The 24,487-nt window shown below is 56.9% G+C and carries 30 protein-coding genes, 1 tRNA gene and 1 pseudogene; 28 read left to right on the top strand and 4 right to left on the bottom strand.

The window, feature by feature from the left end:
• Positions 1-709 precede the first annotated feature (709 nt).
• The 28 genes and pseudogenes from CCUR_RS01405 to CCUR_RS01270 all read left to right on the top strand — a co-directional run bounded on the left by CCUR_RS01405 (position 710) and on the right by CCUR_RS01270 (position 21,600).
• A complete protein-coding gene (locus tag CCUR_RS01405; protein ID WP_143711794.1) occupies positions 710-1,213 on the top strand; it encodes a hypothetical protein in 504 nt (167 codons plus the stop codon).
• 148 nt (positions 1,214-1,361) lie between these two features.
• Positions 1,362-1,745 (top strand): hypothetical protein, encoded by a 384-nt coding sequence (locus CCUR_RS01400; RefSeq protein WP_012802699.1) that lies wholly within the window; start codon positions 1,362-1,364, stop codon positions 1,743-1,745.
• 125 nt (positions 1,746-1,870) lie between these two features.
• Positions 1,871-2,143, top strand: a pseudogene (locus CCUR_RS07700) (ParB/Srx family N-terminal domain-containing protein); the annotation flags it as partial.
• 51 nt (positions 2,144-2,194) lie between these two features.
• Positions 2,195-3,103: a hypothetical protein gene (locus tag CCUR_RS07155; RefSeq protein ID WP_245526102.1), complete on the top strand. Its 909-nt coding sequence runs from the start codon at positions 2,195-2,197 to the stop codon at positions 3,101-3,103.
• Positions 3,090-3,539, top strand: a complete 450-nt coding sequence (locus tag CCUR_RS01385) for a hypothetical protein (protein ID WP_012802697.1) — start codon at positions 3,090-3,092, stop codon at positions 3,537-3,539. Before CCUR_RS07155 ends, CCUR_RS01385 begins: the two co-directional genes overlap by 14 nt.
• Positions 3,532-4,812: a PBSX family phage terminase large subunit gene (locus tag CCUR_RS01380; RefSeq protein ID WP_012802696.1), complete on the top strand. Its 1,281-nt coding sequence runs from the start codon at positions 3,532-3,534 to the stop codon at positions 4,810-4,812. The genes CCUR_RS01385 and CCUR_RS01380 overlap by 8 nt, the downstream gene beginning before the upstream one ends.
• Before the next feature lie 2 nt (positions 4,813-4,814).
• The gene (locus tag CCUR_RS01375) at positions 4,815-6,209 is read left to right on the top strand and encodes a phage portal protein (protein WP_012802695.1); all 1,395 of its coding nucleotides are present in this window, start codon (positions 4,815-4,817) and stop codon (positions 6,207-6,209) included.
• Between the two features lie 3 nt (positions 6,210-6,212).
• On the top strand, positions 6,213-8,030 hold the full coding sequence (locus CCUR_RS01370; protein ID WP_012802694.1) for a phage minor capsid protein: 1,818 nt from the start codon (positions 6,213-6,215) through the stop codon (positions 8,028-8,030).
• On the top strand, positions 8,021-8,221 hold the full coding sequence (locus tag CCUR_RS01365) for a hypothetical protein (protein ID WP_012802693.1): 201 nt from the start codon (positions 8,021-8,023) through the stop codon (positions 8,219-8,221). Before CCUR_RS01370 ends, CCUR_RS01365 begins: the two co-directional genes overlap by 10 nt.
• Before the next feature lie 7 nt (positions 8,222-8,228).
• A complete protein-coding gene (locus tag CCUR_RS01360) occupies positions 8,229-8,588 on the top strand; it encodes a YjcQ family protein (protein ID WP_012802692.1) in 360 nt (119 codons plus the stop codon).
• Positions 8,589-8,748: 160 nt separating this feature from the next.
• Positions 8,749-9,087 carry a VRR-NUC domain-containing protein gene (locus CCUR_RS01355; RefSeq protein ID WP_012802691.1) on the top strand — a complete coding sequence of 113 codons (339 nt, stop codon included), beginning with the start codon at positions 8,749-8,751 and terminating at the stop codon, positions 9,085-9,087.
• Between the two features lie 180 nt (positions 9,088-9,267).
• Entirely contained in the window at positions 9,268-9,777 is a 510-nt protein-coding gene (locus CCUR_RS01350) for a phage scaffolding protein (protein WP_012802690.1), read from the top strand.
• A gap of 9 nt (positions 9,778-9,786) precedes the next feature.
• Positions 9,787-10,596: a hypothetical protein gene (locus CCUR_RS01345; RefSeq protein ID WP_012802689.1), complete on the top strand. Its 810-nt coding sequence runs from the start codon at positions 9,787-9,789 to the stop codon at positions 10,594-10,596.
• Entirely contained in the window at positions 10,596-10,907 is a 312-nt protein-coding gene (locus tag CCUR_RS01340) for a hypothetical protein (RefSeq protein ID WP_012802688.1), read from the top strand. Before CCUR_RS01345 ends, CCUR_RS01340 begins: the two co-directional genes overlap by 1 nt.
• Entirely contained in the window at positions 10,904-11,227 is a 324-nt protein-coding gene (locus tag CCUR_RS01335; RefSeq protein ID WP_012802687.1) for a hypothetical protein, read from the top strand. The genes CCUR_RS01340 and CCUR_RS01335 overlap by 4 nt, the downstream gene beginning before the upstream one ends.
• Positions 11,224-11,559, top strand: a complete 336-nt coding sequence (locus tag CCUR_RS01330) for a minor capsid protein (RefSeq protein WP_012802686.1) — start codon at positions 11,224-11,226, stop codon at positions 11,557-11,559. The genes CCUR_RS01335 and CCUR_RS01330 overlap by 4 nt, the downstream gene beginning before the upstream one ends.
• Entirely contained in the window at positions 11,556-11,945 is a 390-nt protein-coding gene (locus CCUR_RS01325; protein WP_012802685.1) for a minor capsid protein, read from the top strand. Before CCUR_RS01330 ends, CCUR_RS01325 begins: the two co-directional genes overlap by 4 nt.
• 2 nt (positions 11,946-11,947) lie before the next feature.
• Positions 11,948-12,643, top strand: coding sequence for a phage tail tube protein (locus tag CCUR_RS07150; RefSeq protein ID WP_012802684.1), 696 nt, complete (start codon positions 11,948-11,950; stop codon positions 12,641-12,643).
• Positions 12,644-12,691: 48 nt separating this feature from the next.
• Complete coding sequence (locus CCUR_RS01315) at positions 12,692-13,117, top strand: hypothetical protein (RefSeq protein ID WP_012802683.1); 426 nt, start codon at positions 12,692-12,694, stop codon at positions 13,115-13,117.
• Complete coding sequence (locus tag CCUR_RS01310) at positions 13,098-13,703, top strand: Gp15 family bacteriophage protein (RefSeq protein ID WP_012802682.1); 606 nt, start codon at positions 13,098-13,100, stop codon at positions 13,701-13,703. The genes CCUR_RS01315 and CCUR_RS01310 overlap by 20 nt, the downstream gene beginning before the upstream one ends.
• Before the next feature lie 2 nt (positions 13,704-13,705).
• Positions 13,706-16,993 carry a phage tail tape measure protein gene (locus tag CCUR_RS07145; RefSeq protein WP_012802681.1) on the top strand — a complete coding sequence of 1,096 codons (3,288 nt, stop codon included), beginning with the start codon at positions 13,706-13,708 and terminating at the stop codon, positions 16,991-16,993.
• The gene (locus tag CCUR_RS01300) at positions 16,986-17,813 is read left to right on the top strand and encodes a hypothetical protein (RefSeq protein WP_012802680.1); all 828 of its coding nucleotides are present in this window, start codon (positions 16,986-16,988) and stop codon (positions 17,811-17,813) included. Before CCUR_RS07145 ends, CCUR_RS01300 begins: the two co-directional genes overlap by 8 nt.
• Positions 17,804-18,784, top strand: coding sequence for a hypothetical protein (locus CCUR_RS01295; protein ID WP_012802679.1), 981 nt, complete (start codon positions 17,804-17,806; stop codon positions 18,782-18,784). The genes CCUR_RS01300 and CCUR_RS01295 overlap by 10 nt, the downstream gene beginning before the upstream one ends.
• Before the next feature lie 18 nt (positions 18,785-18,802).
• Positions 18,803-19,033: a hypothetical protein gene (locus tag CCUR_RS01290; protein ID WP_012802678.1), complete on the top strand. Its 231-nt coding sequence runs from the start codon at positions 18,803-18,805 to the stop codon at positions 19,031-19,033.
• Positions 19,030-19,848: a hypothetical protein gene (locus CCUR_RS01285; RefSeq protein ID WP_012802677.1), complete on the top strand. Its 819-nt coding sequence runs from the start codon at positions 19,030-19,032 to the stop codon at positions 19,846-19,848. The genes CCUR_RS01290 and CCUR_RS01285 overlap by 4 nt, the downstream gene beginning before the upstream one ends.
• A 9-nt stretch (positions 19,849-19,857) precedes the next feature.
• Positions 19,858-20,259, top strand: a complete 402-nt coding sequence (locus CCUR_RS01280; protein WP_012802676.1) for a hypothetical protein — start codon at positions 19,858-19,860, stop codon at positions 20,257-20,259.
• Positions 20,256-20,507: a phage holin gene (locus CCUR_RS01275; RefSeq protein ID WP_012802675.1), complete on the top strand. Its 252-nt coding sequence runs from the start codon at positions 20,256-20,258 to the stop codon at positions 20,505-20,507. Before CCUR_RS01280 ends, CCUR_RS01275 begins: the two co-directional genes overlap by 4 nt.
• 73 nt (positions 20,508-20,580) lie before the next feature.
• Positions 20,581-21,600, top strand: a complete 1,020-nt coding sequence (locus tag CCUR_RS01270; protein ID WP_012802674.1) for a peptidoglycan recognition protein family protein — start codon at positions 20,581-20,583, stop codon at positions 21,598-21,600.
• A 137-nt stretch (positions 21,601-21,737) separates the two neighbouring features.
• Here the strand turns inward: CCUR_RS01270 and CCUR_RS07455 are convergent, their stop codons facing one another.
• The 4 genes from CCUR_RS07455 to CCUR_RS01250 all read right to left on the bottom strand — a co-directional run bounded on the left by CCUR_RS07455 (position 21,738) and on the right by CCUR_RS01250 (position 24,487).
• Positions 21,738-21,926 (bottom strand): hypothetical protein, encoded by a 189-nt coding sequence (locus tag CCUR_RS07455; RefSeq protein ID WP_012802673.1) that lies wholly within the window; start codon positions 21,924-21,926, stop codon positions 21,738-21,740.
• A gap of 519 nt (positions 21,927-22,445) precedes the next feature.
• The gene (locus tag CCUR_RS01260) at positions 22,446-22,646 is read right to left on the bottom strand and encodes a hypothetical protein (protein WP_012802672.1); all 201 of its coding nucleotides are present in this window, start codon (positions 22,644-22,646) and stop codon (positions 22,446-22,448) included.
• Between the two features lie 245 nt (positions 22,647-22,891).
• Positions 22,892-22,967 (bottom strand) — tRNA-Arg (locus tag CCUR_RS01255).
• A gap of 281 nt (positions 22,968-23,248) precedes the next feature.
• Positions 23,249-24,487: a phenylacetate--CoA ligase family protein gene (locus CCUR_RS01250; protein WP_012802671.1), complete on the bottom strand. Its 1,239-nt coding sequence runs from the start codon at positions 24,485-24,487 to the stop codon at positions 23,249-23,251.

Below are 24,487 nucleotides of genomic sequence, written 5' to 3'. Positions count from 1 at the left end.
GTGGCACCTGGAAGCACGCCACGGATTCGGTGGAGGTTTTGACGTACCGATAGACGGTGCACGATGGCAATTTAGCAAACCCGAGAGAGCGTCATTGTTATACACATACGCCCTGCTAAATGACTACTACATGATCAAGGCATCGCGCCTTTTCCGCGAAAAGTAAAGCCTGATGAAAAAGGATAAAAAAGTAATCAGATGCGCGGAATGCTCAAATGCTGCATGGCGACAACACGTCGGATTCCACGGCACGAATGAGCTTTACTGCATGGAGCGAAGCGGCACGGTTGAACCAGATGACGGCTGCACTTTTGGGTGTGAGGGTAAGCCGAGATGGGCAGCAATAGAGTACGAAATCTCGCTCGGAGACGATGCGGCAAAGCACGGAAACTGGTGAAAGGAAAGAGACAAATGGAAACGCGAGAAATAATAGCCAAAAAATTGAAATACATATCCAGGGACTGTCTAGGATCGGACGGATTATTGCCGACACTCAAGCGTGCTCTATCAGTCGAAGACGGATCATGGCGCACCGTGCTTAGTACGCTCTCCGACCTGATAGACCCGACGTGTGCGGACGTAAGCAAACCACCGAAAGAAGGTTTTTGGCCAGCGCCGCACTTTGAATGCAGTGAATGCGGATGCAAGCATGTAAGCCCCGACTATGTGCGGTATTGCCCCCACTGCGGTGCGCGGGTGGTGAGTAGCGATGGCGTATAGCGATTATGGCGCATTCGTCCATCTCAACGCCAAACGCCGCCGTGACAAGGAGGACGTCGGCGTGTACGACACCGACGAGGCGGTTTTTCCGAGTGGCGTGAGGGTCTACGCGAACATCATCAAGAATGGAGGCGGCAAAGTTCCTTGGTACCGTCATTCGCAGCACGGCGTGATGGGTGACGGCGATACACGAGTCGCTTGCTACAAGCAAGGATGGCCAACAATCTATCACTGGGAAAAGGGAGCTGACAAACCAGAGGAGTTTGACTTCGACAAACTATCGCGCATGCTCGGATTGGATGATTTTGAGGAGTACGACGGTACGCGCTATGCGCCAGACGAGTACGACCACGAGTTCATTCTGTACGGTTGGAGGTTTAGGTTCTGGGGCGACCTCAACGGCGGTACCCCGAAATATGGGGCTGTAATGCAGCGCGACGAAGAATATTGGGAATGCACATACGACTATTGTTATGGAGCTGGATTTGAATGACAAAGAGCGATTTGCTGATAAGTCTTATACATCTTCCGTATAAACGTAATTTTGAGGTGTTTAAGTGCGCCTCTTGCGGGGCGATCGTACCAAAGGGAATGGATTGGCTTCCACGCTACTGTTCGAACTGCGGAAAAGAGGTTAAACAATGGGTGAGATAAAGACGTACAACTACAACTTCCCGCCTTACGACAACGGCGATATCGATATCACAAGCCAAATAGGGAAAATCATTAAGGAAGTAGGCGAAGTCAATAAAGCCTGTGACAACACTGAACAGGTAGCTATTGAGTGCATGGACGTAATCGTCACATGCGAGACTCTTTTGCGCATGCTGCCAGAGGGTTATACAGATGCTGCAAAGCAAATGGTGTACGCAAAAATCGCGCGTCGTGGCAAGTGGGAAGAAGACACGACAGAGCAGACAGCAGAGCAGGCGACGGATACAGATAGGCCGCATCCATCTGCGTTTGTCTTATCAATGAAACTTACACCCTCAATGGTAAATATTCGACGGATAGACGACGAGTAGCCTACCTGTAGGCGATGCGTAGTCTACAGATAGGCTATCCGTAGGCGACACGCGAGAGCCAGGCACGAGGTCGAATTATGTGCGACACGGGGCGGATAATTGTATAGACAGGCGAAGGGAGGACTATGAGGCCACAGCCTGATCTAGAGATACATACCGCCGCCGTGTCCGACCTCGTACCGTATGCGCATAATGCAAAGCTGCACTCGCAGCTACAGGTCGGGCAGATAGCCGACTCTATGCGTGAGTTCGGTAACTGCGACCCTATAGCGGTATGGCATAACCCCCAGGGGGATATGGAGATCGTAGAGGGACACGGACGCGTCCTCGCCCTCCAGCGGCTAGGGATAGACACCTGCCCCGTGATATACCTCGACCACCTATCAGACGAGCAGAGGCGGGCATATACACACGTACACAATCAGCTCACCCTCAATAGCAGCTTCGATATGAGCGTCCTCGAGAGCGATCTAGATAGCCTCGACTTCGACTGGGGCAGCTTCGGGTTTGATGATGGCGAAAGCTGGTTTGAAAACCGTAAGAAGTGGGATGATCAAAAAGGCGACAGTGCCGAGCATGATGCATTCGTAGAGAAATTCGAGAACAAGAAGACTACAGATGACTGCTACACCCCTGACAACGTTTACGAGGCTGTAGCGAAATGGGTGACAAGCGAATATAACATTGACCGCGCCTCCATGGTGCGCCCTTTCTACCCTGGCGGCGATTATGAGAGCTACAGCTACCCAGAAGGCTGTTGCGTGGTAGATAATCCACCGTTCAGCATTCTGGCGGAGATTCTTAAGTTCTATTGCAAAAACGGGATGCGGTTCTTTTTGTTTGCTCCAACGTTGACGCTATTTAGCCCAACCCAACCAGAGCTGTGTTATTTACCGTGCGGGGCGCAAGTCGTCTACGAGAACAAGGCTAATGTTAACACCTCATTCATTACCAACTTAGACGAAGCACGAATAAGAACCGTACCAACCCTCTATGAGGCGATAGAGACAGCCAACAAGGCGAATATCAAAGAAGAAAGCAAAGAGCTAGCCAGCTACGAATACCCTAACGAGGTTGTAGCTGCCGCACAAGCAGCCCGCTTGAGTAAGTACGGCATAGAGTTATCTATCGCAAAAGACGAGTGCGTAAAGGTCACTGCGCTAGATGCACAAAAGGAAGAGGGCAAGGCTATTTTCGGAGGCGGGTTTCTTGTGTCCAAGCAAGCAGCCGCCAAACAAGCAATAGCCAGCGAAGCAGCCGCCAAACGAGCAGCTGTCAAGGAAGTCACTTACTGGGAGCTATCAGAAAGAGAGCGCGCCATCATTGAGAAGTTAGGGGGCGCTCATGCCGAAGACTAAGACGGGAAAGTACCACCGCTGGATTACCCCCGAGGGGCTAGCACAGATAGAGAACTGGTCCGCTAAGGGATGCCTTGATAAGGAGATCGCTCACAACCTGGGGATCGCCCTCGGAACACTATACGAGTGGAAGATTAAGCACGCTGAAATAGCTGAGGCTATTAAAACCGGACGCGCCGAGAGCATCGTGGCGATCGAGAATACTGCCTTTAAGCTCGCTACAGGGACAGTCGAGGAGCAAACTATCGTCAAGGTACGCGATGCGGAGGGTAGTGAGCGGGTGGAGATGCGTAAGCGGAGGCTTAAGCCTGATACCGCTATGCTGATCTTCATGCTCAAGAATCGTGCGGGGTATAGCGATAATCCCAACGCGAAGCCGACGGAGAGCGCCCCGACTATCATCCTGGGGGTCAAGCCTAAGGCGATCGATGATTAACGCTGCGCGCCTCATCATCTCCCACTTTCACAGCATCCTCGCCGACGTCTTCGCCGAGTGCGGTCATCACGAGTACTGGCTCGAGGGAGGGCGCGGCTCTACCAAGTCGAGCTTTATCAGCCTTGTAATCGTCCTTCTAGTAGCTACCTTCCCCTGGGTTAATGCCGTTGTCTTCCGCCGCCAGGCTAATACGCTACGGGATACAGTCTACGGGCAGTTCCTCTGGGCGATAGGCGCCCTCGGGCTTGATGGCTGCTTCTACACATCCAAGTCCCCGCTGGAGATCGTCTACCTGCGGACAGGGCAGAAGATCATATTCCGCGGGCTAGACGACCCGAAGAAGCGGAAGGGCGCGGTGTTCCCTGTCGGCTACTGTGCCGTCCAGTGGTTTGAGGAGCTCGACGAGTTCAACGGCTGGGATGACATCTCATCGACGCTCCGCACGTATCGCCGTGGCGGGTCGAGGTTTTGGACGTTCTACAGCTATAACCCTCCGCGGTCTCTGTGGTCGTGGGTAAACAAGAAGGCTCTGGAGATGCAGCGCAAGCGGGGGTGTGTGGTAGACCACAGCACCTATCTCGACGTGATCGACGGCGGTCATAGTGACTGGCTCGGCGAGAAATTTATAGAGGATGCCGACTACGAGAAAGAGGAGCACCCGACGGGCTACCGCTGGGAGTTCCTCGGCGAGATCACGGGGACGGGCGGCAGCGTCTTTGAGAATGTCGTACAGGTGAGCCTAAGCGACAAGGAGGTAGAGAGCTTCGATAACCTCCGCTGCGGCGTGGACTGGGGCTGGTTCCCCGATCCCTGGCGCTTCGTCATGTGCGAGTGGCAGCCCGCACGGCGTCGCCTGGTGCTCTTCCGCGAGCTATCGGCTAACCGTACCACGCCGCAGGATACGGGGGCGATGGTACGCGAGGCGCTGACGTATCGGGATGCGCGGCACAAGGAGCCGACGTACCACCGCGACGCGGTCTGGTGCGATAGTGCCGAGCCGTCGAGTATCGATATATACCGCCGGCAGTGCGGACTGAATGCCCGGGCGGCAGACAAGGGCGGGATGAGACGCGTGAGCTACCAGTGGCTTGAGGGACTACGGGAGATCGCTATCGACCCCGAGCGATGCCCGAGAGCCTGGGAGGAGTTCACCCTGTGTGAGTACGCCAAGGATCGCGCGGGGAGATGGCTCGATGACTACAACGACGGTAATGACCACAGTATCGACGCAGTGCGCTACGCGATGATGCGCGAGTGCGTGAGAGGAGCATAGATATGGAGCGATACACGGTACCTGCACACGTGCAGGACTTTATCAAGGCGCAGGGGTACCCCTTCCCCGCCTCCGATATGGATACGTATATCCAGGCGTGGTGGGAGCTACTCCACGCCCAGGGGGATTTCTGGGACTATAACGACCGCTCGGGCGGGGTATACCGACGAGTCCACCGACGGAGTATCAGACCCGCTAAGCGCGTGGCTAAGGAGTGGGCTACGCTCATGCTGGACGAGAAGACAACAGTAGACTGCGGCGAGCAGACATGCACCGACTGGCTCGCGGCGTACTACGGTCGCATAGGCTTCTTCGCCCGCGCCCAGCGCCTCGTACAGCAGGCATTCGCCCTCGGTACTGGTGCCTGGGCTCTCTGGCTCGATACCGAGCGGGGTGCGATGCAGGTACGCCGCTATAGCGGTAGCGCGGTGCTCCCGCTCTCATGGGATGACGACGGAGTGAGCGAGTGCGCCTTCGCCTCCCAGGCGAGTGTCGGCGGGAAGATGGTCGATCAGGTACAGATGCACCTGCGGCGTGATGACGGATACCACATCGTCTCACACCTCTGGGACGCACGGACAGGTCATGAGATCGAGATCGAGGGAGTCGCCGAGGATCTCCCGACGGGCTGCCCTACCCCGACCTTTGCCATCGTCACGCCAGGGACGGACAACACGTGCGTCGAGCTATCGCCCTACGGCGAGAGCGTGTACGCGGATGCGATCGACACGCTGCAATCGGTAGACCTGTGCTATGACGCGGTAATGAATGAGGTTGACCTATCTAAGATGCGCGTATTTATCAGTGATCTCCTCATCGACTACCAGCGTGACGGTGAGCAGGTCGTCGCCATCCCCTTCGGGCGTGACAATGTGGTCTTTCGTAATGTCGCTACGGGGGCGAATTCGAGCGTCAAGGACTCTATTGAGGTGAGCGCGCCGTCTATGCGTACCGCCGAGCAGCTACAGGCGTACCGCGCGGCCTTGCAGTCGATGGGCGATGCCTGCGGCTTCGGCTTGCACTATTTCGACATTGACCAGACGGGCGGCATCCGTACCGCTACGGAGGTATCGAGCGACAATAGCCAGCTCATGCGGAGTATCGCGACACATGAGAATGCACTCGGGGCATCCCTCGCACAGATCAGCCGTGCCGTGCTCCACTGCGCTCGCAGTGTGCTCAACATCTCTCTGCCCGCTGAGGGCGACCTCCGCGTCATCTTTGATGACTCTATCATTCAGGATACGCAAGCACTAAAGCAGCAGGACATGGCGGAGGTCACCGCGGGTGTCATGTCCCCCTGGGAGTACCGCGTCAAGTGGTACGGGGAGGATGAGACGACCGCACGGGAGCGCGTACCAGAGCAGGGCATCGAGCCATCTATGTCGCTGGGGTAGTCTATGCTAGAGCCGGAGGAGATAGAGACCGCCGCGGGCGGCATGGATAGCGAGTTAGAGGACTACCAGCGCGAGCTTCTCACGATCGAGGCGGCGGGACTACTCGCTGCCTCGACCCTCGCGGGGTATCATGCGGCGCGCGATCGTATCACGCGGCAGATGATGACGGCAGCGGCTAAGCATGCCCCGAGGCTCCGGAAGGCGGCGGCGCGTACCTACTCGCAGGCTCTGCGGTACTCAGCGGTAGAGGACGCGGAGGCGGCTCGTATGAGCGAGAGCGTCCGTCAGTATCACGTCGCCGAGGCGCGTATGAGGGCGGAGCAGGCCGCAGAGGCATTCCGCGCCGAGCCTCTCGCGCGTGAGATGGCACGGAGTGCATCTAATGACATGATGCGCCGCGCTACTGGTCTCGCCGTCGCCCGTGCCTCCTCGGGGGCGGCGGGCTATGAGCGGGCGGTAGCATCAGCCGTCGCCGACCTCTCCGCGCGTGGTGTTACTGCCTTTACCTACACCCGAGTCGTCGATGGCATCCCGCGGACAGTCCGCATGAGCGCGGACGCGTACGTACGGCAGCGACTGCTGACCGACATAAAGCGTGAGACATACGAGTCGACCCTATCCGCTGCGGGTATCTCGGGGGCTAATCTCGTAGCGGTATCGTGTACGATCACGTGCCGCGACACTCACGCACCCTGGGAGGGGCGGATCTACCAGCTGAACGGCTCAGGTAAGTATCCCAACTTCTACGAGCGGACTATGTACGTGTACGGGACAAACCCTAACTGGACGGAGGGTCTCGGCGGGTACAACTGTAACCACAGCTTCCGTATCTGGCACCCTGGCATCAAGCGCGATGATCCGCTAAAGGACACGGGGTACACGCGGCATGAGGCGGCGGAGATCGTCGGGCGGCAGCGCACCCTAGAGCGCGGTATCAGAGCATCCAAGCGGCAGCGTGAGGTAATGCGTGCTAACGGTCTTGATACGAGCATCGTCGGCGCACGCCTGAGGAGACAGACGGCGGCGCTCAATCAGCTCATAGCGGATCACCCGCAGATACTACGGCGCGAGATATGGCGCGAGCGTACCGGTGAGGCTATACGACGGGCGCAGGGTACCGAGGGGGTCGTACATCTCAACGCCACGGCGGCAGCGGAGGTACGCAGGCAGGCAGCTATCACGCAGGCAGCACGGGCGGCGAAGCGCAAGCCGTATGAGTGGACTAATCCGGCAGTATCGGCGCTCTCTAAGCCCGAGGATGTGGCGCGGTATCTCTCTAGTAACTTCGGTATCGAGGCACGCGAGAGTTTCCAGGCGCTCCCCCTCGATACGCAGCGAGCGTCTACAGCGGGCATAGCGAGAGCCGCGGAGCTGTACGGGGAGATAGACGTAACATATATCAAGGCTATGGCGAAGAACCACGAGAAGATTGGCGCGTATACAACTACACCTGGTACGATCCATATAGCGGAAAACGCGGACGACGCATACGCAGTCAGCCTGCATGAGGCTATTCATGCGGCAGATGCATACAAAAGCTCTAAGATGCGCGAATTCGCTTCAACATCAGGTATAAGGGCGTATAATATCCATAGCAAGAAGGTACTTGCGGCGGCACTGAAAGACATGGGTTGGCGATCTAACTCGCGGGGATACATTAACGAGTTGACTCGTATTTTTGGCAATAATCCAATGCTTGCAAATGAATACAAAAATAAGCACTGGGAGGTCATAGCTCACGCAATAGAGCGGAACGAGACAGGCAGGTCTTCCGAATTTACCAAGGCAGTTGCAAGGAGGTTCGCGGAACAATGGCACTAGATCTCTATAGCGAACGACCGTTCTACGATGAAGAGGTCAAACTATGCAAGGAATGGGCTGAAGATGGGCTCACTGTAGACCTTGACGAATATATACATAGTCATGGCACGCCGGAATATATAGAGTACTACGATCAGGGGTTGAAGGAATTAGAAGAACTTCACCGCCAGTCTCCCGACGAAATGTGGTAGTTAAGCCATGTCCTCCGACGACTTCGACGTGATTGTCTACAAGGTGCTCGCCTATATCATGGCGTGCGCTAAGGCTGATGTAGTCCCGAGTATCGCCAAAGCCCGCGAGATTTCAAAGGCTGGCAGTGTGTACTGGGCGATGGTAGCTCGCTCGATGGTTGCCGATGGACTGATAGTCGGCGTTAGCGTCGAGACGTACTACGACGGCACTAGTGAGGTTACTGCCGGTACAGACTTCGGCATCACGCAGAGAGGCGCGCAGTATCTCCGCGACAGCTCAAAGATGCGAGAGGCTGCTCATCTTCTCGGCTCAGCCTTTACGGAGAGCCTCCCCATACTGATAGAGGCCACAAAGGCGCTTCTGTAGAGCCCCGCACTCACTATCGGGGCTTTTTCATGCCCTCGTTTTGTGCGACACGTGCGCGATGATATAGCCACACGGGGTTTTCTCTCTTTTACCCGTGAGGCGGGGCGCTTCTTTCTGCGCTTCTTTGCGCCCCGCCGCTCTCTCTTTAGAGGCGGTGTATATGAGCGAGGCAGATGAACAAAAGGCTGTTGTGGCCTATCTCAAGATGAGGGACATACCTTTCTATCACATCCCCAATGAGGCAAAGCGTAACCCTAAGACGGCATCGCACCTCAAGGCGCTAGGGATGGTCGCGGGTGTCCCCGATCTCTGTATCCCTGTAGCGCGTGGCGTATACCACGGGCTATATATCGAGATGAAGGCGGGACGTAATAAGCCTACGGAATCACAGATGCGCTGGCTATCGCTACTCCAGGAGCAGGGATACGCTGCGACGGTCTGCTGGGGAGCCGATGAGGCTATCGCGACTATAGGCGAGTACATGCACGCGAGAGCGTAGAGAGACGACATACAGACACCGGGGGGATGCTCAGACGGGCATCCCCCTTTTTTGTGCGACACGGGGCGCAGAATATAGGGCGGCAGGCGGGAGCCTATACCCGCGATAGAGGCAGCTGCGCCGAGACAGCACCATGACGGGCGGAGAGAACCGCCGACCAAACACCAAGGAGGAACAGGTATGGACGACGAGAACAAGACCGAACCGCAGGAGAACACCGAACCCGAGACCGAACCCAAGACGGAGCCACAGACGGAACCGACGGGCGACGAGGGCGGGAAGCCTGATGCAGCGAAGGCCGCAGAGAAGTACAAGGCACAGCGCGACGAGGCACGGCAGCAGATTGCCGACCTTGAGAAGCAGATGGCCGAGTACAAGGGCAATGACGAGATCATCACCAAGCTACAAGCCGACCTCAAAAAGACACGTGAGGAAGCGGAAGCTCAAGCGAAGAAGGCGGAGGCTGATCGCGTCAACTCTAACCGATTGACAAAGGCGGGCTGTGTGGATGTAGACGTTGCTCTCGGTCTACTCGACGAGAACGGCGACGTAGACAAGCTCATGGAGCAAAAGCCATATCTGTTCACCAAGAAAGGCTCGACGGGACTACCCCCGAGCGGGCAGGGCGGCGATGCCGCGAGCATCGCTAGGGCGCGTGAGGCCGCAGGTCTCCCGCCTATCAAAGATTAGGAGGAACAAATGCCTACTACATTTACAAGTTTTCCGGTTGCGTACTCTAACGCACTCGATGAGGTGCTTGTCGCCTCGACCTATGCGAGCAAGTACTCCGTACCTGGCGCGGAATTTCTGACGGCTAAGCAGGTGTCCGTACCTGATCTCAGCTTCGGGGCATCCCCCGCACCGGTCGCCTATAACCGCTTCAAGAGCGCCGAGGGCGATATCAAGGTAGATCGTAAGGTCTATACACTCGCCCACGATGACGAGAAGGTCTTCTACATCGACGCTGTTGACGCCATCAACGAGGCTGCTGTGCCGATCACGAAGGCTATCTCGGAGTATCAGCGCACCATTCTCGCGCCAGAGATCGACAAGGACTTCTTCGCGGTCGCCAAGGCTAAGGCGGCTACTAAGGGCACCACTGCCCTGACAGCAGCCAACATCAAGGCGGAAATCCGTAAGGCACGTACGCAGTTCACGCAGGCTGGTCTGCACGGTGGAGACCTCTATATGACCTCTGCCGCCCTCGGGCTGCTCGAGGATGCGACAAACCGCCAGTGGTCGAACGAGACGAGCATCACGGATACCGTGGGAAGCTACAACGGCTTTAACGTATACGAGGTTGCCGACAGCATCCTCGGTGCCGACTTTACCGCGATCAGCGGCGGCAACCGCACGATGCAGTACATCACCAAGCGCGCGGCTCTCTACCTCTTCGCCCCCGGTAGCCATACCAATGGCGACGGCTGGCTCGCGCAGAACCGCTGGGTATACGGCTCTATCGTCCCGGCTAACAAGGCTGCGGGCGTGTACACAAGCAAGAAGGCATAGTGAAGGCGCCTAGCTACAGCCGCTATCAGTCTCTCGGCGGGCAGCTCCCCGAGGCGTCATACGATGCTCTCAAGCTGTCCGCTGCCGACCTCGTCCGCTATGTCGTAGGGATCAATCCGACGACCGACGAGGAGGCTCTAGAGCATGCCTTCATGGCGGCGCTCGGTGAGCTATCACACGGCGAGGGTGGCTTTACTCTCGGGTCTTTCCGGATGAATGAGCGGACAGGGCAGGAGATGAATAACCGCGCTATCGATGCGGTTATGCGCGCCCTCGCCGGTACGGGAATGTCGTACGGGGGTATCGCATGATTGCCCCCATTCCCGCAGAGCTACTGAGCGAGACCGCAGAGGTACGAGTGATGACCGAGGGCGGCGGATACGAGACAGAGCCGCGCCGCATCGAGGGCGTGCGCTTTCAGGGCGCCCTCTCACTCGGTCACGGTGTCTCGGTAGCTGATGGAGCCGAGGGAATCCTCTTTATCGATGCGGCTAATAGCCTCGGGGCTTTCGCTATCCCCGAGGGGAGCCTCGTGAGGCTCGACGGCGGGCGCTGGCGCGCTGCTATCAAGGTGGAGGAGCTGCACGGGCTATACGGGCAACTACACCACTGGGAGGTGCATATCGGATGAGCCTTGACATTACGCACAATCTCGCAGGCTTCGACAAGCTACTCGATGCGTGCAAGGACGGCATCCAGGAGGAACTTGCCGAGCGGGTAGCTAAGGACATGGAGCCGTACGTCCCCAAGGACACGGGGGCGCTCCGTGGGACGGTCAAGGTATCTAAGGACGAGATCGTCTATCCGATGAACTACGCCGCACCGGTGTACGACATGCCCGACGGGACGCACTGGACGACTGCGGGTACCGGTGGGAAGTGGTTCGAGGAGGCCAAGTCCCACCACATGAACGATTGGAACGGGACGGTAGCAGAGAGCATAGCGAGGCAGATCAGACGATGAGGCTTATAGATGCAGATGAGGCCGTCCTAGCGGCTATCAAGGCGGCGGGTATCGAGGCGCATATAACGGCGCTCGATGCCTTTACCGGCAATGAGGGGGTCGTTGTCCAGGCACTCCCCGCGACGGTCACCAGCACCGACTTCGACGGCACGCAGCACCTCGGGGCGAAGGTACAGATCATCGCCCGCTACTTCGGGCGCAATAAAGCCCGCGAGGCTGTAGAGCGTATCGTCTCGCTGCTCGATGGTATCCCCCTCCCCTCTCCCTCCGGGCGCTACACCTGGGAGGAGACCGAGATATACACCTGGCCGCAGAGGATGGATGACAGCAAATACGACACATGGGAAGTCAAGATTAACGTGCAGATCGCACGGGAAAGGCGCTAGAGATGGATATTGCATTCGCGCTCAACTACACAAACCTATACATGATCGACACCACGCCGGAGGAGAAGACACCTACCTGGGCGCGCGTCGGCGCAGGTATCAACTCCGTCAAATGGGACGGCAACGAGAAGTCGAGTGATGACGACTACTACGACGGCGAGGGTCAAGCCTCTACGGAGGTCACCGGCGGTCAGATCGTCGGTAGCTTCTCCGGTCACCGCAAATTCGGCGACCCCGCCCAGGACTATATCGCTAGCCTGGCGGTTAAGTACGGCGCTAAGCGTCACACCAACTTCAAACGCATTGCGCCTGATGGCACGGTGACCACGGGTGACGTGACCCTCGCTAATATCTCCGAGGGCGGCGGCGATCCGAACTCTAAGGGCGATTTCTCCTTCGAGGCTCGCTTTAATGGTCTGCCGGTCATCGAGCCCGGCAATAAGCACTCCTTCCCCGAGAGCATCACCGCATCTGTCGTGACGGTCAAGATCGGGCAGAAGGTCAAGGCTACGGCGACAGTCACACCAGCGACAGCCTCTGACGCACTGCTTTACGCGGTAGAGGACGACACCGTCGCAAAAGTCGCCATCGACGGCACCGTAACGGGTGTCAAGGCTGGCAAGACCAATCTCACGGTCAAGTCGGCAGTGCTGCCGAGCGTAGGCAAGACCGTCGAAATCACCGTAACAGCAGCGTAAGCAACAAGGGGGCGGGCGACCGCCCCCGACCAGTAGAAGGAGAAGCGTATGGAGACGCTGAGCATACATCGAGCCGTCGAGGAGATCAGACTATCGGACGCACCGGACGCACCGGTAGCGCGCATGTCTATGGATGCCGCGAGCATCAATGAGGCAGCGCAGAAGATCGCAGCGATGCAGAAGCAGTTTGCCGAGCTTAAGGCCAAAATCGCTAAGGGCGAGGTGTCGGACAAGGACGCTAAACGAATCGCGAAGGTATATCGTGACGTGCTCGACGCGTGTCTCGGACAGACGCAGCGCCTAGCGATCTACAAGTGGCTCAAGGGCGGGGCACATATCCCCGACGCAGAGGTAAATCACCTCATCTCGCCGCTCGTCGTCTGGTGCCAGCAGAATGTACTCGATGCAGTGATGCCGCACGTACAAGCCGAGGCATTCGCGGAGCTGACCGACAATGCAGCTCAACAGGCGTGAGACGGTCGTAGACGGGCGCCACTGTGCGCTCGTCACTGTCGGCGGCCATGAGATCGCCGTACGGGATGACCTCACGACTTCCCTCGATGTGATGAGCGCCCTCGAGGACGATAGCACCCCCGCGGAGCGCATCGAGCGGGTACTCAGCCTGATGCTCCCCGACCTCGCGAGCCTCGAGTATCTAGCCGACGGCGACATACTGCGGCTTGTCTGGGAGCTATACGGGATCGATCTCGCCGGTGAGCATACGGCAGAGTGCGCCGGAGCACGGGTTTTCGACTGGAATGAGGACGCGAGCCTCGTCCGTGCTGCGCTGCTCAGCGAGTACGGCATGACGGTCGCAGAGGCATCACAGCGCGCCTCGTACATGGATATATGCGCGCTCGTCGGTCTCGTCTCTCGTGATACGCCCCTCGGACAGGCGCTGTACTACCGGAGCGCACCGGAGCCGGAGGGCGAGCGAGAGCGCCGTGAGTTTAGGCGTATGCGTGCGCACTGGGCACTTAAAGAAAGGGAGAACGCAGATGATTACGCGCGAATGAGCGCCGAGGCTGATAGAGCCTTCTCGGCGCTGGCTAGGAGCTAGATATGGCCGATGTGGGCGAGGTACGAGTACGGGTACTCTATGATGCGAATCAGGTAACCAGCGGCGTAGCGAGGACAAAAAGCGAGCTGAAAGGTCTCTCATGGAAGGGCATCCTTGAGGGCGATAAGGCGGCACAGGCGCTCTCCTCGTCCCTCCGTGGTGTCGGTACCGCCCTCACCGTCGGCGTGACCGCTCCCCTCGCCGCTGTCGGCGGTCTCTCAACGAGTGCCGCAGTCAAATTCGAGTCGTCCTTCGCAGGTGTACGCAAGACGGTAGACGCGACAGAGGAGCAGTTCCAGGCGCTCTCCCAGGCCGCGCGGGATATGGCCAAGTCTAAGCCGGTCAACGTTAATGACGTTAACCTGATTATGGAGCTTGGCGGGCAGCTCGGGGTCGCGCAGGAGAACCTCGTCAAGTTTGCCGACGTAGTAAGCGATCTCGACGTTAGTACCGACCTCGGCGTTGAGCAGGCATCTACGCAGCTCGCGCAGTTTATGAATATCACCGGGCAGAGCTACGACAATGTAGACAGGCTCGGCGCTACGCTCGTCGCCCTGGGCAATAACTCGGCTACCACAGAATCCGCAATCATGAATATGGGCATGCGGATCGCCGGTGCAGGCCATCAGATCGGCCTCACCGATGACCAGATTCTCGCCGTCGCCGCGTCCCTCTCCTCGGTCGGCATCGAGGCGGAGGCAGGCGGTACCGCTATATCGACGATCATGTCGAATATCGACAAGGAGGTCGCGACTAACGGCAAGCACCTAGAGGATTGGGCGCGGGTCGCGGGCATGTCCTCCGAGGAATTCAAGGCGGCGTGGAGCAGCGACGCACTCGGCACGCTAACGACCGTATTCAGGCAAATGGGCGACTCGGGCGACAACCTCAACGTCGTACTCGATGACCTCGGCATCACGAGCCTGCGGCAGAGCGATACGATGAAGCGTATGAGCGGCGCGGCTGACCTCATGGCTGCGAGCGTACAGACCGCGAGCCAGGCGTGGGAGGAGAATACCGCGCTGACCAATGAGGCATCGCGGCGCTATGAGACGACAGAATCAAAGATCGAAGTATTTAAGAATAAGCTCAACGACGTAGGTATCTCCCTCGGTGGCTCCTTCGCCGATGCCCTCACGGGTGTACTCGATGCCGCCGAGCCGCTTATAGATATGCTCTCGCGCGGTGCTGAGGCATTCGCTGGCATGTCCAAGGAGCAGCAGCAGGCTGTCATCCAGATGGCACTCGTCGCCGCGGCGATAGGACCTATCACTAATGGCGCGGGGCGGCTCGTCGGGAGCATCGGCAATATTACGAGTGCATTTAAGACGATGACGGAGGGCGTGAAGATCGCCAATGTTGCCATGGGTGCGCTTGAGGGTGTTCTTGGTGTCGCGATCGTCGTTGCGCTCGGTACGCTCTACGACAAATTCAAAGAGTGGAAGACCCACTGCGACAATATGACCGCCTCGACGAGCGGCGCGCGTGAGGCGCTATCCCTCTTCGGTAAGTCGATCCAGGATCAGGGCGACAGCGCAAGCGGCGCCTCCACGTCCCTCGACGGGATGCGCGGGAAGATTGACGAGGTCGTCAACTCGGCGCGTAGTGCTGCCGAGGATGGCGCGAAGTTTACCCAGTCCATGAAGGATAGCTTTACCGAGGTTGGACAGAATGCGGGCGTAGTACAGCAGTACGCCGATAAGATCTCCGAGCTGGCAGGGAACTGCGGTGGGAGCGCCGAGAAGGTCGCTGAGCTGAAGGGTGCTGTTGAGCAGTACAACAAGCTGACGGGCGATAATATCAAGGTCATAGACGAGCAGTCTGGCAAGATCAGCGAGTCAACGGGGAAGGTCAAGGAGAATACTGACGCATGGGTCGCTAATGCCTGGGCGCAGGCAGGCCAGGAAAAACTAACTGAAGCAATGAAGCTGCGGATGGATCTTGCCGAAAAGCTCAATAAGGAGAAAGAAGCATATGCCAAGTGGCAAAAATCACAGCGCCCAGGCGTAGGACGTGAGCAGAAGCAAAATGCACAACATGACTCGCAAGATCAAGCTTTCAAAGATTCAATTGCCGGACTTGAAAAGCAGTTAGATAGCGCCGACGAGTCAATCGCCACTCTTACCGAACACACCACCGAATACATGCAGAAGGCGGACGAGGCAGCCAAGAGGTCAAAGAGCTTCGCCGAGGCACTAAACAAAGCCGAGGACAGCGGCGAGGCTTTCTCCTCTCTCGCTGAGCGTCTCGGCGTATCTGCCGACGATCTGTCCTCTGCCCTCGATGCCTCGGGCATCTCTGCGGAGGAGTTCGCCTCGCTCGGCTCTGAGAATTTCGCACGGCTGTACCAAGAGGCTCAGGGGGATATGTCGAAGATCAGGGACGCGGTAGACCTGACGAATGAGCTACATATCAACCCTAAGCACCTGCATGTCACGGATGACGGCACAATAGCCGATGAGGCGGGGCGCGTCTGGGACTTGGACGCGCAGACAATCGACGGCAAGCACTTTACCGTCAATGACGACGGGACTATCTCGATCGAGAATACTAACGTTGACCACCTCGACGCTAATACGATCGCCGATAAAGACTTCGTCATCACCGATAACGGCACGGCGGCGACGGCGGAGGGTAATGCGGACTCGGTAAATAGTGCTGTGCGGAGTATCCCGTACGACAAGACAGTTACAATCAGCGTCGCAACCGAGGCGGCTATGAGCGCCCTATCTGGGCTATCAAGCCGTATTGCAAGTATTGCTTCTCAGGCAATACACCTGAATACGACGGGCTACGCCTCAGGCGGGATGTTCGGCTATCCATTAAAAGTATACAAGCACGCTGACGGCGGGCTAAACGGTATCGCTGTGCGCCCCGTCATGACTAATGCGGGGCTCGTCGGCGAGGACGGTGCGGAGGCGGTACTCGGTAATAAGGTCGTGCCGCTCACAAACCGCCGCTACACGCGCCCCTTCGCGCAGACACTAGCCCAGGAGATGACGGGGACGCTCTCGACGGACATAGCGCAGAAGGTCGCTAAGCGGCTCGTGGACTCCCCCGCCCTCCGTACGGTTGACTGGTCAGCCCCTCCCGCTATGGCCACCTCCTCGGTGCTCTGGCCTAACGGCCAGCAGGAGAAGACCGAGCCGGTGGAGGTCAATGTCGATGCACGCGACCCCGAGGCTACGGCACTACTCCGCGCGATCCTCGAGGCCATCCCCGATGAGTACGTGATGAAGGTTGATCGGACGGAGTTCGCCCGACTGTGCAGAAAGGCCGTCAATGATTAAGTACACAAACCACTACGGCGAGAGCGTAGAGTTCGGTCACTGGCCACTCCGTCACTCCGAGACCGACGTCAACGACGTTGAGTGGACGTGCGACGATCTCAATGGGCGGACGGTATCCTCACGCCGTGAGGCACGGGACTATACGATAAGCGCGAAGCTACGAGGGGGAACGGCTGAGGATCGGCAGCGCCTCGACGATATCTTCGAGGCCGACACAGCCGAGAATGTAGACGGGACGCTCACCGTCCGCGGCTGGTCGCTTCGGTGCCGTAGGACGAAGTCATCGAAGGGGCTATGGTGGATCGATGACGGGATACTCAATGACGAGATCACGCTGCACGCCGCCCGCCCCGTCTGGGAGCGCAGTACCGAGTACTCATTTTTGATTCGTGACGAGCACACGGCATCGAGCCTCAAGTGCAAATATCCGCACGGCTGGCCGTATGCCTACCCCCTGGATCGGCGGATACAGCAGCTCGACAACCCCTCTATATCAAGCTGCGGACTCACCTTGCGTATCTTCGGCGCGTGTGCCGATCCCTACGTGATCATCGGGGGCAATCGCTACGGGGCGCGTGTGACACTCGCCGAGGGCGAGCGACTAGAGATCGATACACGGCACGGGCACAAGACGGCCGTGAAGATCAGCCATGACGGCACGCAGGCGAATGTCTTTGACGCGCTTGTAAATGGCGCTAAGGGGTCGGGATCGTATGCCTTTGAGCCTATAGCACGGGGAAAGTCCGACGTGACATGGCCTGGGACATTCGCCTTTGACGTCGTCGTGCACGAGGAGAGGAGTATGCCCGCATGGAGCTAGATCTAGTCTATACCGACACGCGGCACGTCCCTCGCGGCATCCTCTCCGGCTACGCCCTCGATCTATCCTTTGGGGGCGACGAGAACCGCTTTGAGCTGGTATGCCCCGCCGATACACGACTCGATCCTGGGGCGCTGGTCGGCGCATACGGCACCGAGTACGGCGGGATAGTGGATGAGACGGAGCCGGCGGATGACGGCTACACGATTACCTATATGGGGCGCACCTGGCACGGGCTACTCGTCGAGAGGATCATCGAGCCTGACGCGGGCGCGGGTCATCTCCACTGGCAGGGTGAGGCTCACGCGATGATACGCATGCTCGTATCTCGCTGCGGTCTCTCTAGTCTCTTTGAGGTACCAGGGTCGAGCGGAATAGCTATCCCCAGTCTTGACTTTGACCGCTACACGACCGTATGGGATGGGATGACTAAGGCACTCAGCAAGGCAGGGGCGCGCCCGTACATCTCATGGGATGGCGGACGGGTAGTCATAAAGGCTGTAAAGGCTAAGACCGTTGAGATCGATAGCGATACCCACCCCGTGCATATCGTGAGCGTGCATCGGAGCGTTAATCACCTCATATGCCTTGGCAAGGGCGAGCTGGCAGACCGTACCGTCATACACCTCTACACAGATGCCTCGGGGAGTATATCGACCTCCCCCACCTTTACCGGGGTCGATGAGATTGCGGAGGTATACGACTACAGCAGTGCCGAGGCGGAGGAGCTGGAGAAGAAGGGGCGAGAGGAGCTCGCGAAGCGCCATAAGGCATCGAGCGCGGAGCTATCGAGCCTCGATGACCTCGGAGATATAGCCGCCGTCGGCGATACCTTCCACGCTATCGAGCGGACGACCGGCATCGAGGCACACGCGACGATCACGAAGAAGATCGTGAAGGTGCGCTATGACGGCACGGTAGAGGTGCGATACGAGACCGGCGAAAAACGTGCGACAGGCGATGCAGAATAGAGGTAAGGAGGTAAATATATGGCAAAGACCGAGGGCGTGACCCTGTATGAGTGCGATAGATGTGGGGCTAAGGAGTACATAAAGCCGGGAAGCTCCGGCGGGCACTTCTGGCACACGATCACCCGCATAGACGCGGAGGGTGTGCAGACGAGCCGCCTACTCTGTGAGGCGTGTTATCAGGACTATACAGGGCTTATCAAACAGCAGGACGAGGAGTTTCAATCCTTTATGAAGGGAGGTAAGAAATGAAAATTGTAAATGGCTACAGCGGGAGTGAGCACGTAACGGCGGCGATGGACGGTGCGCTCTATGCCGGGGTATTTGGATCGGGCAACTACGTCATGGATGTAGGCAAGAGGCTCGAGGCGGTCATGTCGGACGCTAATCACGTACAGGTCTCCGACGGCGATCTGATCATGGGCGGCCGTCACGGGATCATCGCGCAGGGTAAGACCGATACGCTCACCGTCGATAGCGGTCAAACAGGGTGGAAGCGTAATGACCTGGTGACTGCACGCTATACGCTTAATACCCAAACGAGCATCGAGACGATCAACCTCATGGTGCTCAAGGGTGCTAAGACGCAGGGGACGCCGGCAGACCCAACGTACAACAAGCGGTCGATACTCGAGGGTGCCACCACCGCAGACTTCCCCCTCTATCGCATCGCGCTTGATGGGATCAACCCGAAGCTCGAGAAGCTCTTTACTGTGGCGAAGCCGCTTGAGGCGCTTGCCACCGCTACCGAGCAGACAAAGTGGAGTGAGGTCTGGGTCACGAGTGACGGAGCGATCGACGCGCGAGTATGTCGTATCGGTGACACCGTGTATTTCCGCGCATCTTGCTTCGACGGGTTTACGCCTTCGACTGACTTAGACAACCCTTCAAGCTTTACTACGTTGCCAGCTTGGGCACGACCGAAATTAGAGTGGCGGGCACCGATTATGTACATATCTGATAACCAGACAGGTTACGCCAGATTCAAAACTGATGGCGTTGTCACTCTTTCGGGCTTTTCTAACAGTCGCTACTGGTATGTCTGCACGAGTTACCCGGCAATATAGGTGGTCGTGATGGAGCAGAGCATTATCGAGATTGCCATCGCCGTGGCACGTGACTCCCCGGCGCTCGCTACTGCCGGGCTAATCGTCGTTGCGGCACTCGCTATCTGGATACGTATCTCACCTGCGGTGGTGGACTACTACACACGCCGCACAGAGCGCGAGGAGGCGCGAGAGGTACGCAAGCGTGAGGAGAGCGAGGATCGCGCGAAGCTCGAGGGTCAGTGGCTCGAGAGCCAAAAGCGCGCCACGGCGGCGATCGAGACGAGTAACCAGCTTGTCAAGCGCATGGTTGACAAGATTGACGATGACAAAAGCCGATCTGAGCGCATCGAGGGTCGCCTTGCAAAGATCGACGGCGAGATGGGACAGATGGCGACAGAAATTCATCTTATTAAGGAGATTGTGAAATGATTAATTGGGAAATTCGCATGAAGAGCAAGACGTTCTGGCTGGGGCTTATTCCCGCCGTGTTGCTACTGGTGCAGGCGATAGCCGTACCCTTTGGCTATACGTGGGACTTCGCCGAGTTGGGTAGCCAGCTCACGGGCATTGTCAACGCCGCCTTTGCCTTGCTGGCAATCTTAGGTGTTGTGGTTGACCCCACGACCCCAGGTGCGGGCGACTCTGAGCGGGCGCTTAGCTATGGGCACGAGGAATAGCGCAGAGCTTGCGCTGATGGGTGCCGTCCTGATGCTGTTAGCCGGGGCGGCACTCGGACGATTAGGGGGCTAGATGGACATTAACCACGATTACACAGCGCATAGCGGCAATTACACGCCAGGGGGAAACCGCTGCGAATACATAGCCGTGCACTACACATCAAATAGCGCGCCCGCACGATCAGAAGCATCCTATGCACAGAATAGCCAGCATTCGAGCAGCTATCACTATGTGCTTGACGGCTATGAGTGCTATCAGCTGCTCAATGACACCGATACCGCCTGGGCTGTGGGCACTTGGCCTGGATATACGCAACTGATTAGCAACCGTCAGGCTATTAGCATTGAGGTATGTAACGCTGGCGGGTCATTTAGCGATGCCGAGCGCGATCAACTACGCGAGCTCGTGGCTCTACTCATGGAGCGCCATAGTATCGACGCTGATCATGTGGTGAGACACTGGGATTGTCACACAGGCCGCAAAGAATGCCCAGAGTACTATGCAGGTGCAAAAAGCAATGAATGGTCAGAATTACACGATTACATTACCGGAGGTGGCACCGTGAGCGAATACGGGTGGCAGCATGACGATGGCGGCTGGTGGTACAAGTGGTACCAAGACAATGGCGGCTATAGCTACCAAAAAGACGAGTGGCAGATCATTGATGACAAATGGTATTACTTTGACAGTGACGGGTACGCGCTTTGTAACGCTTGGCATGTTGAGGACGGCACCTGGTATCGCTTCGGTGATGATTGCGCCCTGCTTTCTGGGTGGCAGTTTATCGATGGGTATTGGTATCACTTACATACCGAGCACGACGGTACTTTTGGTGCCATGGACACAGGTTGGTACACAGAGGGCGGCGAAGCCTTCTGGCTCACACCTGACGATGAAGGAAATCACGTTTTAGGCGCTATGGTTATCGGGTGGCACAAGCCCGAAGGCTCTTGGGCGTATTTTGACGAATCAGGAGCAATGGCACGCGATACTATCAAGCGTATTGATGGCAAGTGGTACATCTTCGAGCCAGGTGGCAGCTTGGTTGAGGGGACATTCTCAACCGACGAGAACGGCGCTTTGCAGCTGTAAACAACACACAAAAGGGGGCGGGCGTTATGCCCGCCCCCTTATTTTTGTGCCCTGGGCTATTTTTAGGGGCTTGTCTGGGGTAGTAAGTACCCATTCATACCCAAAACATGCCCTTAGATCGCGTTAGGGCGAGCCGTCTACCTGGGGTTTTGTGAGTGTGCCATATCGGCACGGATGAGCTCTTTTAGCCGCCCCTGGCGGTTATCGAGCCCGTCAAGATAGGCGATCATATCAGCGTCTGAGATGGTCGAGAGCCTAATTTTGTACTGCTTTGTTTTTTCGCGCTCGTATTTTGCCCGGGCGCGCTTTTGTGCTGGTGTCTGCATTGTCCTTTTCCTTCTCGAGCGCCCTGGCGAGTATTTTCTGCCATTCTTCTTCGCTCGTTGGCGGTAAGCCGTTTGCGATTAGATACGGGTCGAATATCTCTATCTCTGCCTCACGGCGCGCGTTTGCAGCCTCCTCGAGGGAATCATACGTCCCGAGGCATGTCGTCTTCCCCTTAAAGGTAATCCGAGCTGCATACCTACCAGACGGCCGCCTTAAAATGCCGCGAATACCTAATGTGGTATCAGCTCTAGGCTTCGGCGAGAGAAAACTATCAGCTCGCGAGTGCTCTTTAACGACTGCCTTATTTCTATTATTGCCTGATTCGCGACGATTCTCCTCCTCGCCGCATCCGCATGACCTTGTGTTTCCCCTAGTCAGCGAGTGACCGGGTACCTCTGTCACATTCCCACAATCGCACTGACAGCGCCATATCACATTTCCGTCACTAGTCCGGCGGCTTGTCGCCTCCTTGACAACAAGCCGCCCGAATCTCATCCCTGTGAGGTCTTTGATTGGCATTACCAAGCCTCGCCGTAGTATGGAGCGAATTCCTCACCGTCGAATTTCTCTGCGTGAGCCTTAGCATACGCCTCGAGAAATTCCTGGTTGCTGCATGGTGCCATCTTCTCGTGCAGCTCCTCGCGGATCTCGTCGTCCATCAGATTTACAGCAGCCTCAAAGTCGATTTCGTTGCCGTTGATGTCGAGTGCCTTTTCCATTGTCTTTCCCTTTCTCTCTGCAAGTTCCCTATGCCCTTGCTGTGATTACAGCATAGCAGGGTACCCATATAAAGTCTATATTATAGGGGTACCATCACATAACATACACAATTGCTAACCCTGGTCTAGACACCGTCCACTGTGGATAACTATGTGGAAAATTATGAATTGTTGCATTTTGTTACACGCCCACCCCAAGCAACAAAAACAGGCCAGACAGAATAACCGTCTGACCTGCTATTTCATGGTGCCCCCGGCGCGATTCGAACGCGCGACACCCGCTTTAGGAGAGCAGTGCTCTATCCCCTGAGCTACGGAGGCGCACGGGTATTCTATCATCAAAGCCCCTGCTCCTTGAATAAGAACACCGCCTCAACGATCTACTAATAGTTCCTAAAGTTTCAACCTCAGCCCCCAATCACACATTCATGCGAACACTTGGAGACACGGACGTTTTCTTGAAAAGCTGAAACAATTATTCCTAGCTTCTCCAATATCCAGTGGAGCTTATCTAATCGATCCAACGTCACGTTAGTTGAAAGCACCAGCCTCATAAAGCAAGGAAAGGCGCCCTCAGCGGTGTCAAAAGCACAGTAAAGAACCTAGTAGCGACTATCAAAAATGCGACGAGTCTTCTTTTCCGATCGCGGCAACTCGCCTAGCGGCACACCCTTCGCATCAGGCGTACAGCCAATCTTCGCCTTAAATACCATTGCAAGCTCCTGTTCACAATGTTCGCGATCGGCGCCTGAAAGACCTGTCTCAAACAGCAGCGTCAGCACATCATGACCAGAAATGCTTTCGATCATGACCTGGTATTCGCTTGAAGCACCTTCGACAAATTGCAAGCATTCCTCGATCTGAGCTGGGAACATGTTGCAGCCCTTTACTTTGATCATATCGTCGGTCCGCCCCACGAGCGTGTCGATACGCGGATGCTCGCCGCGACCACATGGGCACACACCGGGAATAATGCGTGTTAGGTCGTGCGTACGATAGCGAATCAGCGGCGCCCCTTGTTTGCGCAACGTCGTTAGTACCAATTCACCCACTTCACCATCGGGCAATACCCGACCGGTTTTTGGGTCAATTACTTCCATGTAGATGTAATCGCTAAACACATGCATACCCGCATGCGCTTCGCATGAAATACCGATACCAGGACCATAGATTTCGGTCAGGCCATAAATGTCGAATATCTCGATGCCGAGTTCGTTTTCGATACGACGCCGCATCTTTTCGCCCCAGCGCTCCGACCCAATCACGCCACGACGCAGGCTAATCTTATCGCGCAAGCCTCGCTTATTTACCTCTTCGGCCAACAGCAACGCATACGAACTCGTTGCGGTAATAACGGTCGACTTCAAATCCTGCATCATCTGCAATTGCTTATCAGTATTGCCCGGCCCCATGGGAATAGCCATGGCCCCCAAGCGCTCGCACCCCAGTTGAAAACCAATGCCCGCTGTCCAGAGGCCGTAGCCAGGTGTAATCTGTACGCGATCGGTGGGTGTTACGCCCGCAACTTGATAGCACCGCGCAAACATCTGTGCCCAATCCTGCACATCTTGCGCGGTATAGGGAATGATAACCGGCGTGCCAGTAGTGCCCGACGAGCTATGGATACGCACCACTTCTTCGTCGGGAACGGCCTGAATGCCAAGCGGATATGCTTCACGCAGATCGGCCTTTTCAGAAAAGGGCAATTTTTCGAAATCAGCCTGCGTACGTACATCAGACAAATCGATATCGGCAAACTTACGGGCGTAGAATGCCGAGCGGTCTTTGAGATTGGTGAGCTGATGCGTCAGCAGGTCAAATTGTTCATCGGTAATTTGCAT

Source organism: Cryptobacterium curtum DSM 15641, assembly GCF_000023845.1.
GTDB lineage: Bacteria > Actinomycetota > Coriobacteriia > Coriobacteriales > Eggerthellaceae > Cryptobacterium > Cryptobacterium curtum.
The sequence above is the reverse complement of the archived record's forward strand: the minus strand, read 5'-3'. Positions and strand labels throughout refer to the sequence as shown.

Bases quoted from the DNA above. Each gene is read 5' to 3' on its own strand.
- CCUR_RS01375 (WP_012802695.1), top strand. From the start codon at position 4,815: ATGGAGCGATACACGGTACCTGCACACGTGCAGGACTTTATCAAGGCG.
- CCUR_RS01310 (WP_012802682.1), top strand. From the start codon at position 13,098: ATGCAGCTCAACAGGCGTGAGACGGTCGTAGACGGGCGCCACTGTGCG.
- CCUR_RS01330 (WP_012802686.1), top strand. From the start codon at position 11,224: ATGAGCCTTGACATTACGCACAATCTCGCAGGCTTCGACAAGCTACTC.
- CCUR_RS07150 (WP_012802684.1), top strand. From the start codon at position 11,948: ATGGATATTGCATTCGCGCTCAACTACACAAACCTATACATGATCGAC.
- CCUR_RS01400 (WP_012802699.1), top strand. From the start codon at position 1,362: ATGGGTGAGATAAAGACGTACAACTACAACTTCCCGCCTTACGACAAC.
- CCUR_RS07145 (WP_012802681.1), top strand. From the start codon at position 13,706: ATGGCCGATGTGGGCGAGGTACGAGTACGGGTACTCTATGATGCGAAT.
- CCUR_RS01345 (WP_012802689.1), top strand. From the start codon at position 9,787: ATGCCTACTACATTTACAAGTTTTCCGGTTGCGTACTCTAACGCACTC.
- CCUR_RS07455 (WP_012802673.1), bottom strand. From the start codon at position 21,926: ATGCAGACACCAGCACAAAAGCGCGCCCGGGCAAAATACGAGCGCGAA.
- CCUR_RS01250 (WP_012802671.1), bottom strand. From the start codon at position 24,487: ATGCAAATTACCGATGAACAATTTGACCTGCTGACGCATCAGCTCACC.
- CCUR_RS01335 (WP_012802687.1), top strand. From the start codon at position 10,904: ATGATTGCCCCCATTCCCGCAGAGCTACTGAGCGAGACCGCAGAGGTA.
- CCUR_RS01285 (WP_012802677.1), top strand. From the start codon at position 19,030: ATGAAAATTGTAAATGGCTACAGCGGGAGTGAGCACGTAACGGCGGCG.
- CCUR_RS01355 (WP_012802691.1), top strand. From the start codon at position 8,749: ATGAGCGAGGCAGATGAACAAAAGGCTGTTGTGGCCTATCTCAAGATG.
- CCUR_RS01300 (WP_012802680.1), top strand. From the start codon at position 16,986: ATGATTAAGTACACAAACCACTACGGCGAGAGCGTAGAGTTCGGTCAC.
- CCUR_RS01290 (WP_012802678.1), top strand. From the start codon at position 18,803: ATGGCAAAGACCGAGGGCGTGACCCTGTATGAGTGCGATAGATGTGGG.
- CCUR_RS01275 (WP_012802675.1), top strand. From the start codon at position 20,256: ATGATTAATTGGGAAATTCGCATGAAGAGCAAGACGTTCTGGCTGGGG.
- CCUR_RS01280 (WP_012802676.1), top strand. From the start codon at position 19,858: ATGGAGCAGAGCATTATCGAGATTGCCATCGCCGTGGCACGTGACTCC.
- CCUR_RS01270 (WP_012802674.1), top strand. From the start codon at position 20,581: ATGGACATTAACCACGATTACACAGCGCATAGCGGCAATTACACGCCA.
- CCUR_RS01380 (WP_012802696.1), top strand. From the start codon at position 3,532: ATGATTAACGCTGCGCGCCTCATCATCTCCCACTTTCACAGCATCCTC.
- CCUR_RS01370 (WP_012802694.1), top strand. From the start codon at position 6,213: ATGCTAGAGCCGGAGGAGATAGAGACCGCCGCGGGCGGCATGGATAGC.
- CCUR_RS01325 (WP_012802685.1), top strand. From the start codon at position 11,556: ATGAGGCTTATAGATGCAGATGAGGCCGTCCTAGCGGCTATCAAGGCG.
- CCUR_RS01315 (WP_012802683.1), top strand. From the start codon at position 12,692: ATGGAGACGCTGAGCATACATCGAGCCGTCGAGGAGATCAGACTATCG.
- CCUR_RS01260 (WP_012802672.1), bottom strand. From the start codon at position 22,646: ATGGAAAAGGCACTCGACATCAACGGCAACGAAATCGACTTTGAGGCT.
- CCUR_RS01360 (WP_012802692.1), top strand. From the start codon at position 8,229: ATGTCCTCCGACGACTTCGACGTGATTGTCTACAAGGTGCTCGCCTAT.
- CCUR_RS01350 (WP_012802690.1), top strand. From the start codon at position 9,268: ATGGACGACGAGAACAAGACCGAACCGCAGGAGAACACCGAACCCGAG.
- CCUR_RS01405 (WP_143711794.1), top strand. From the start codon at position 710: ATGGCGTATAGCGATTATGGCGCATTCGTCCATCTCAACGCCAAACGC.
- CCUR_RS01295 (WP_012802679.1), top strand. From the start codon at position 17,804: ATGGAGCTAGATCTAGTCTATACCGACACGCGGCACGTCCCTCGCGGC.
- CCUR_RS01385 (WP_012802697.1), top strand. From the start codon at position 3,090: ATGCCGAAGACTAAGACGGGAAAGTACCACCGCTGGATTACCCCCGAG.
- CCUR_RS01365 (WP_012802693.1), top strand. From the start codon at position 8,021: ATGGCACTAGATCTCTATAGCGAACGACCGTTCTACGATGAAGAGGTC.
- CCUR_RS07155 (WP_245526102.1), top strand. From the start codon at position 2,195: ATGAGCGTCCTCGAGAGCGATCTAGATAGCCTCGACTTCGACTGGGGC.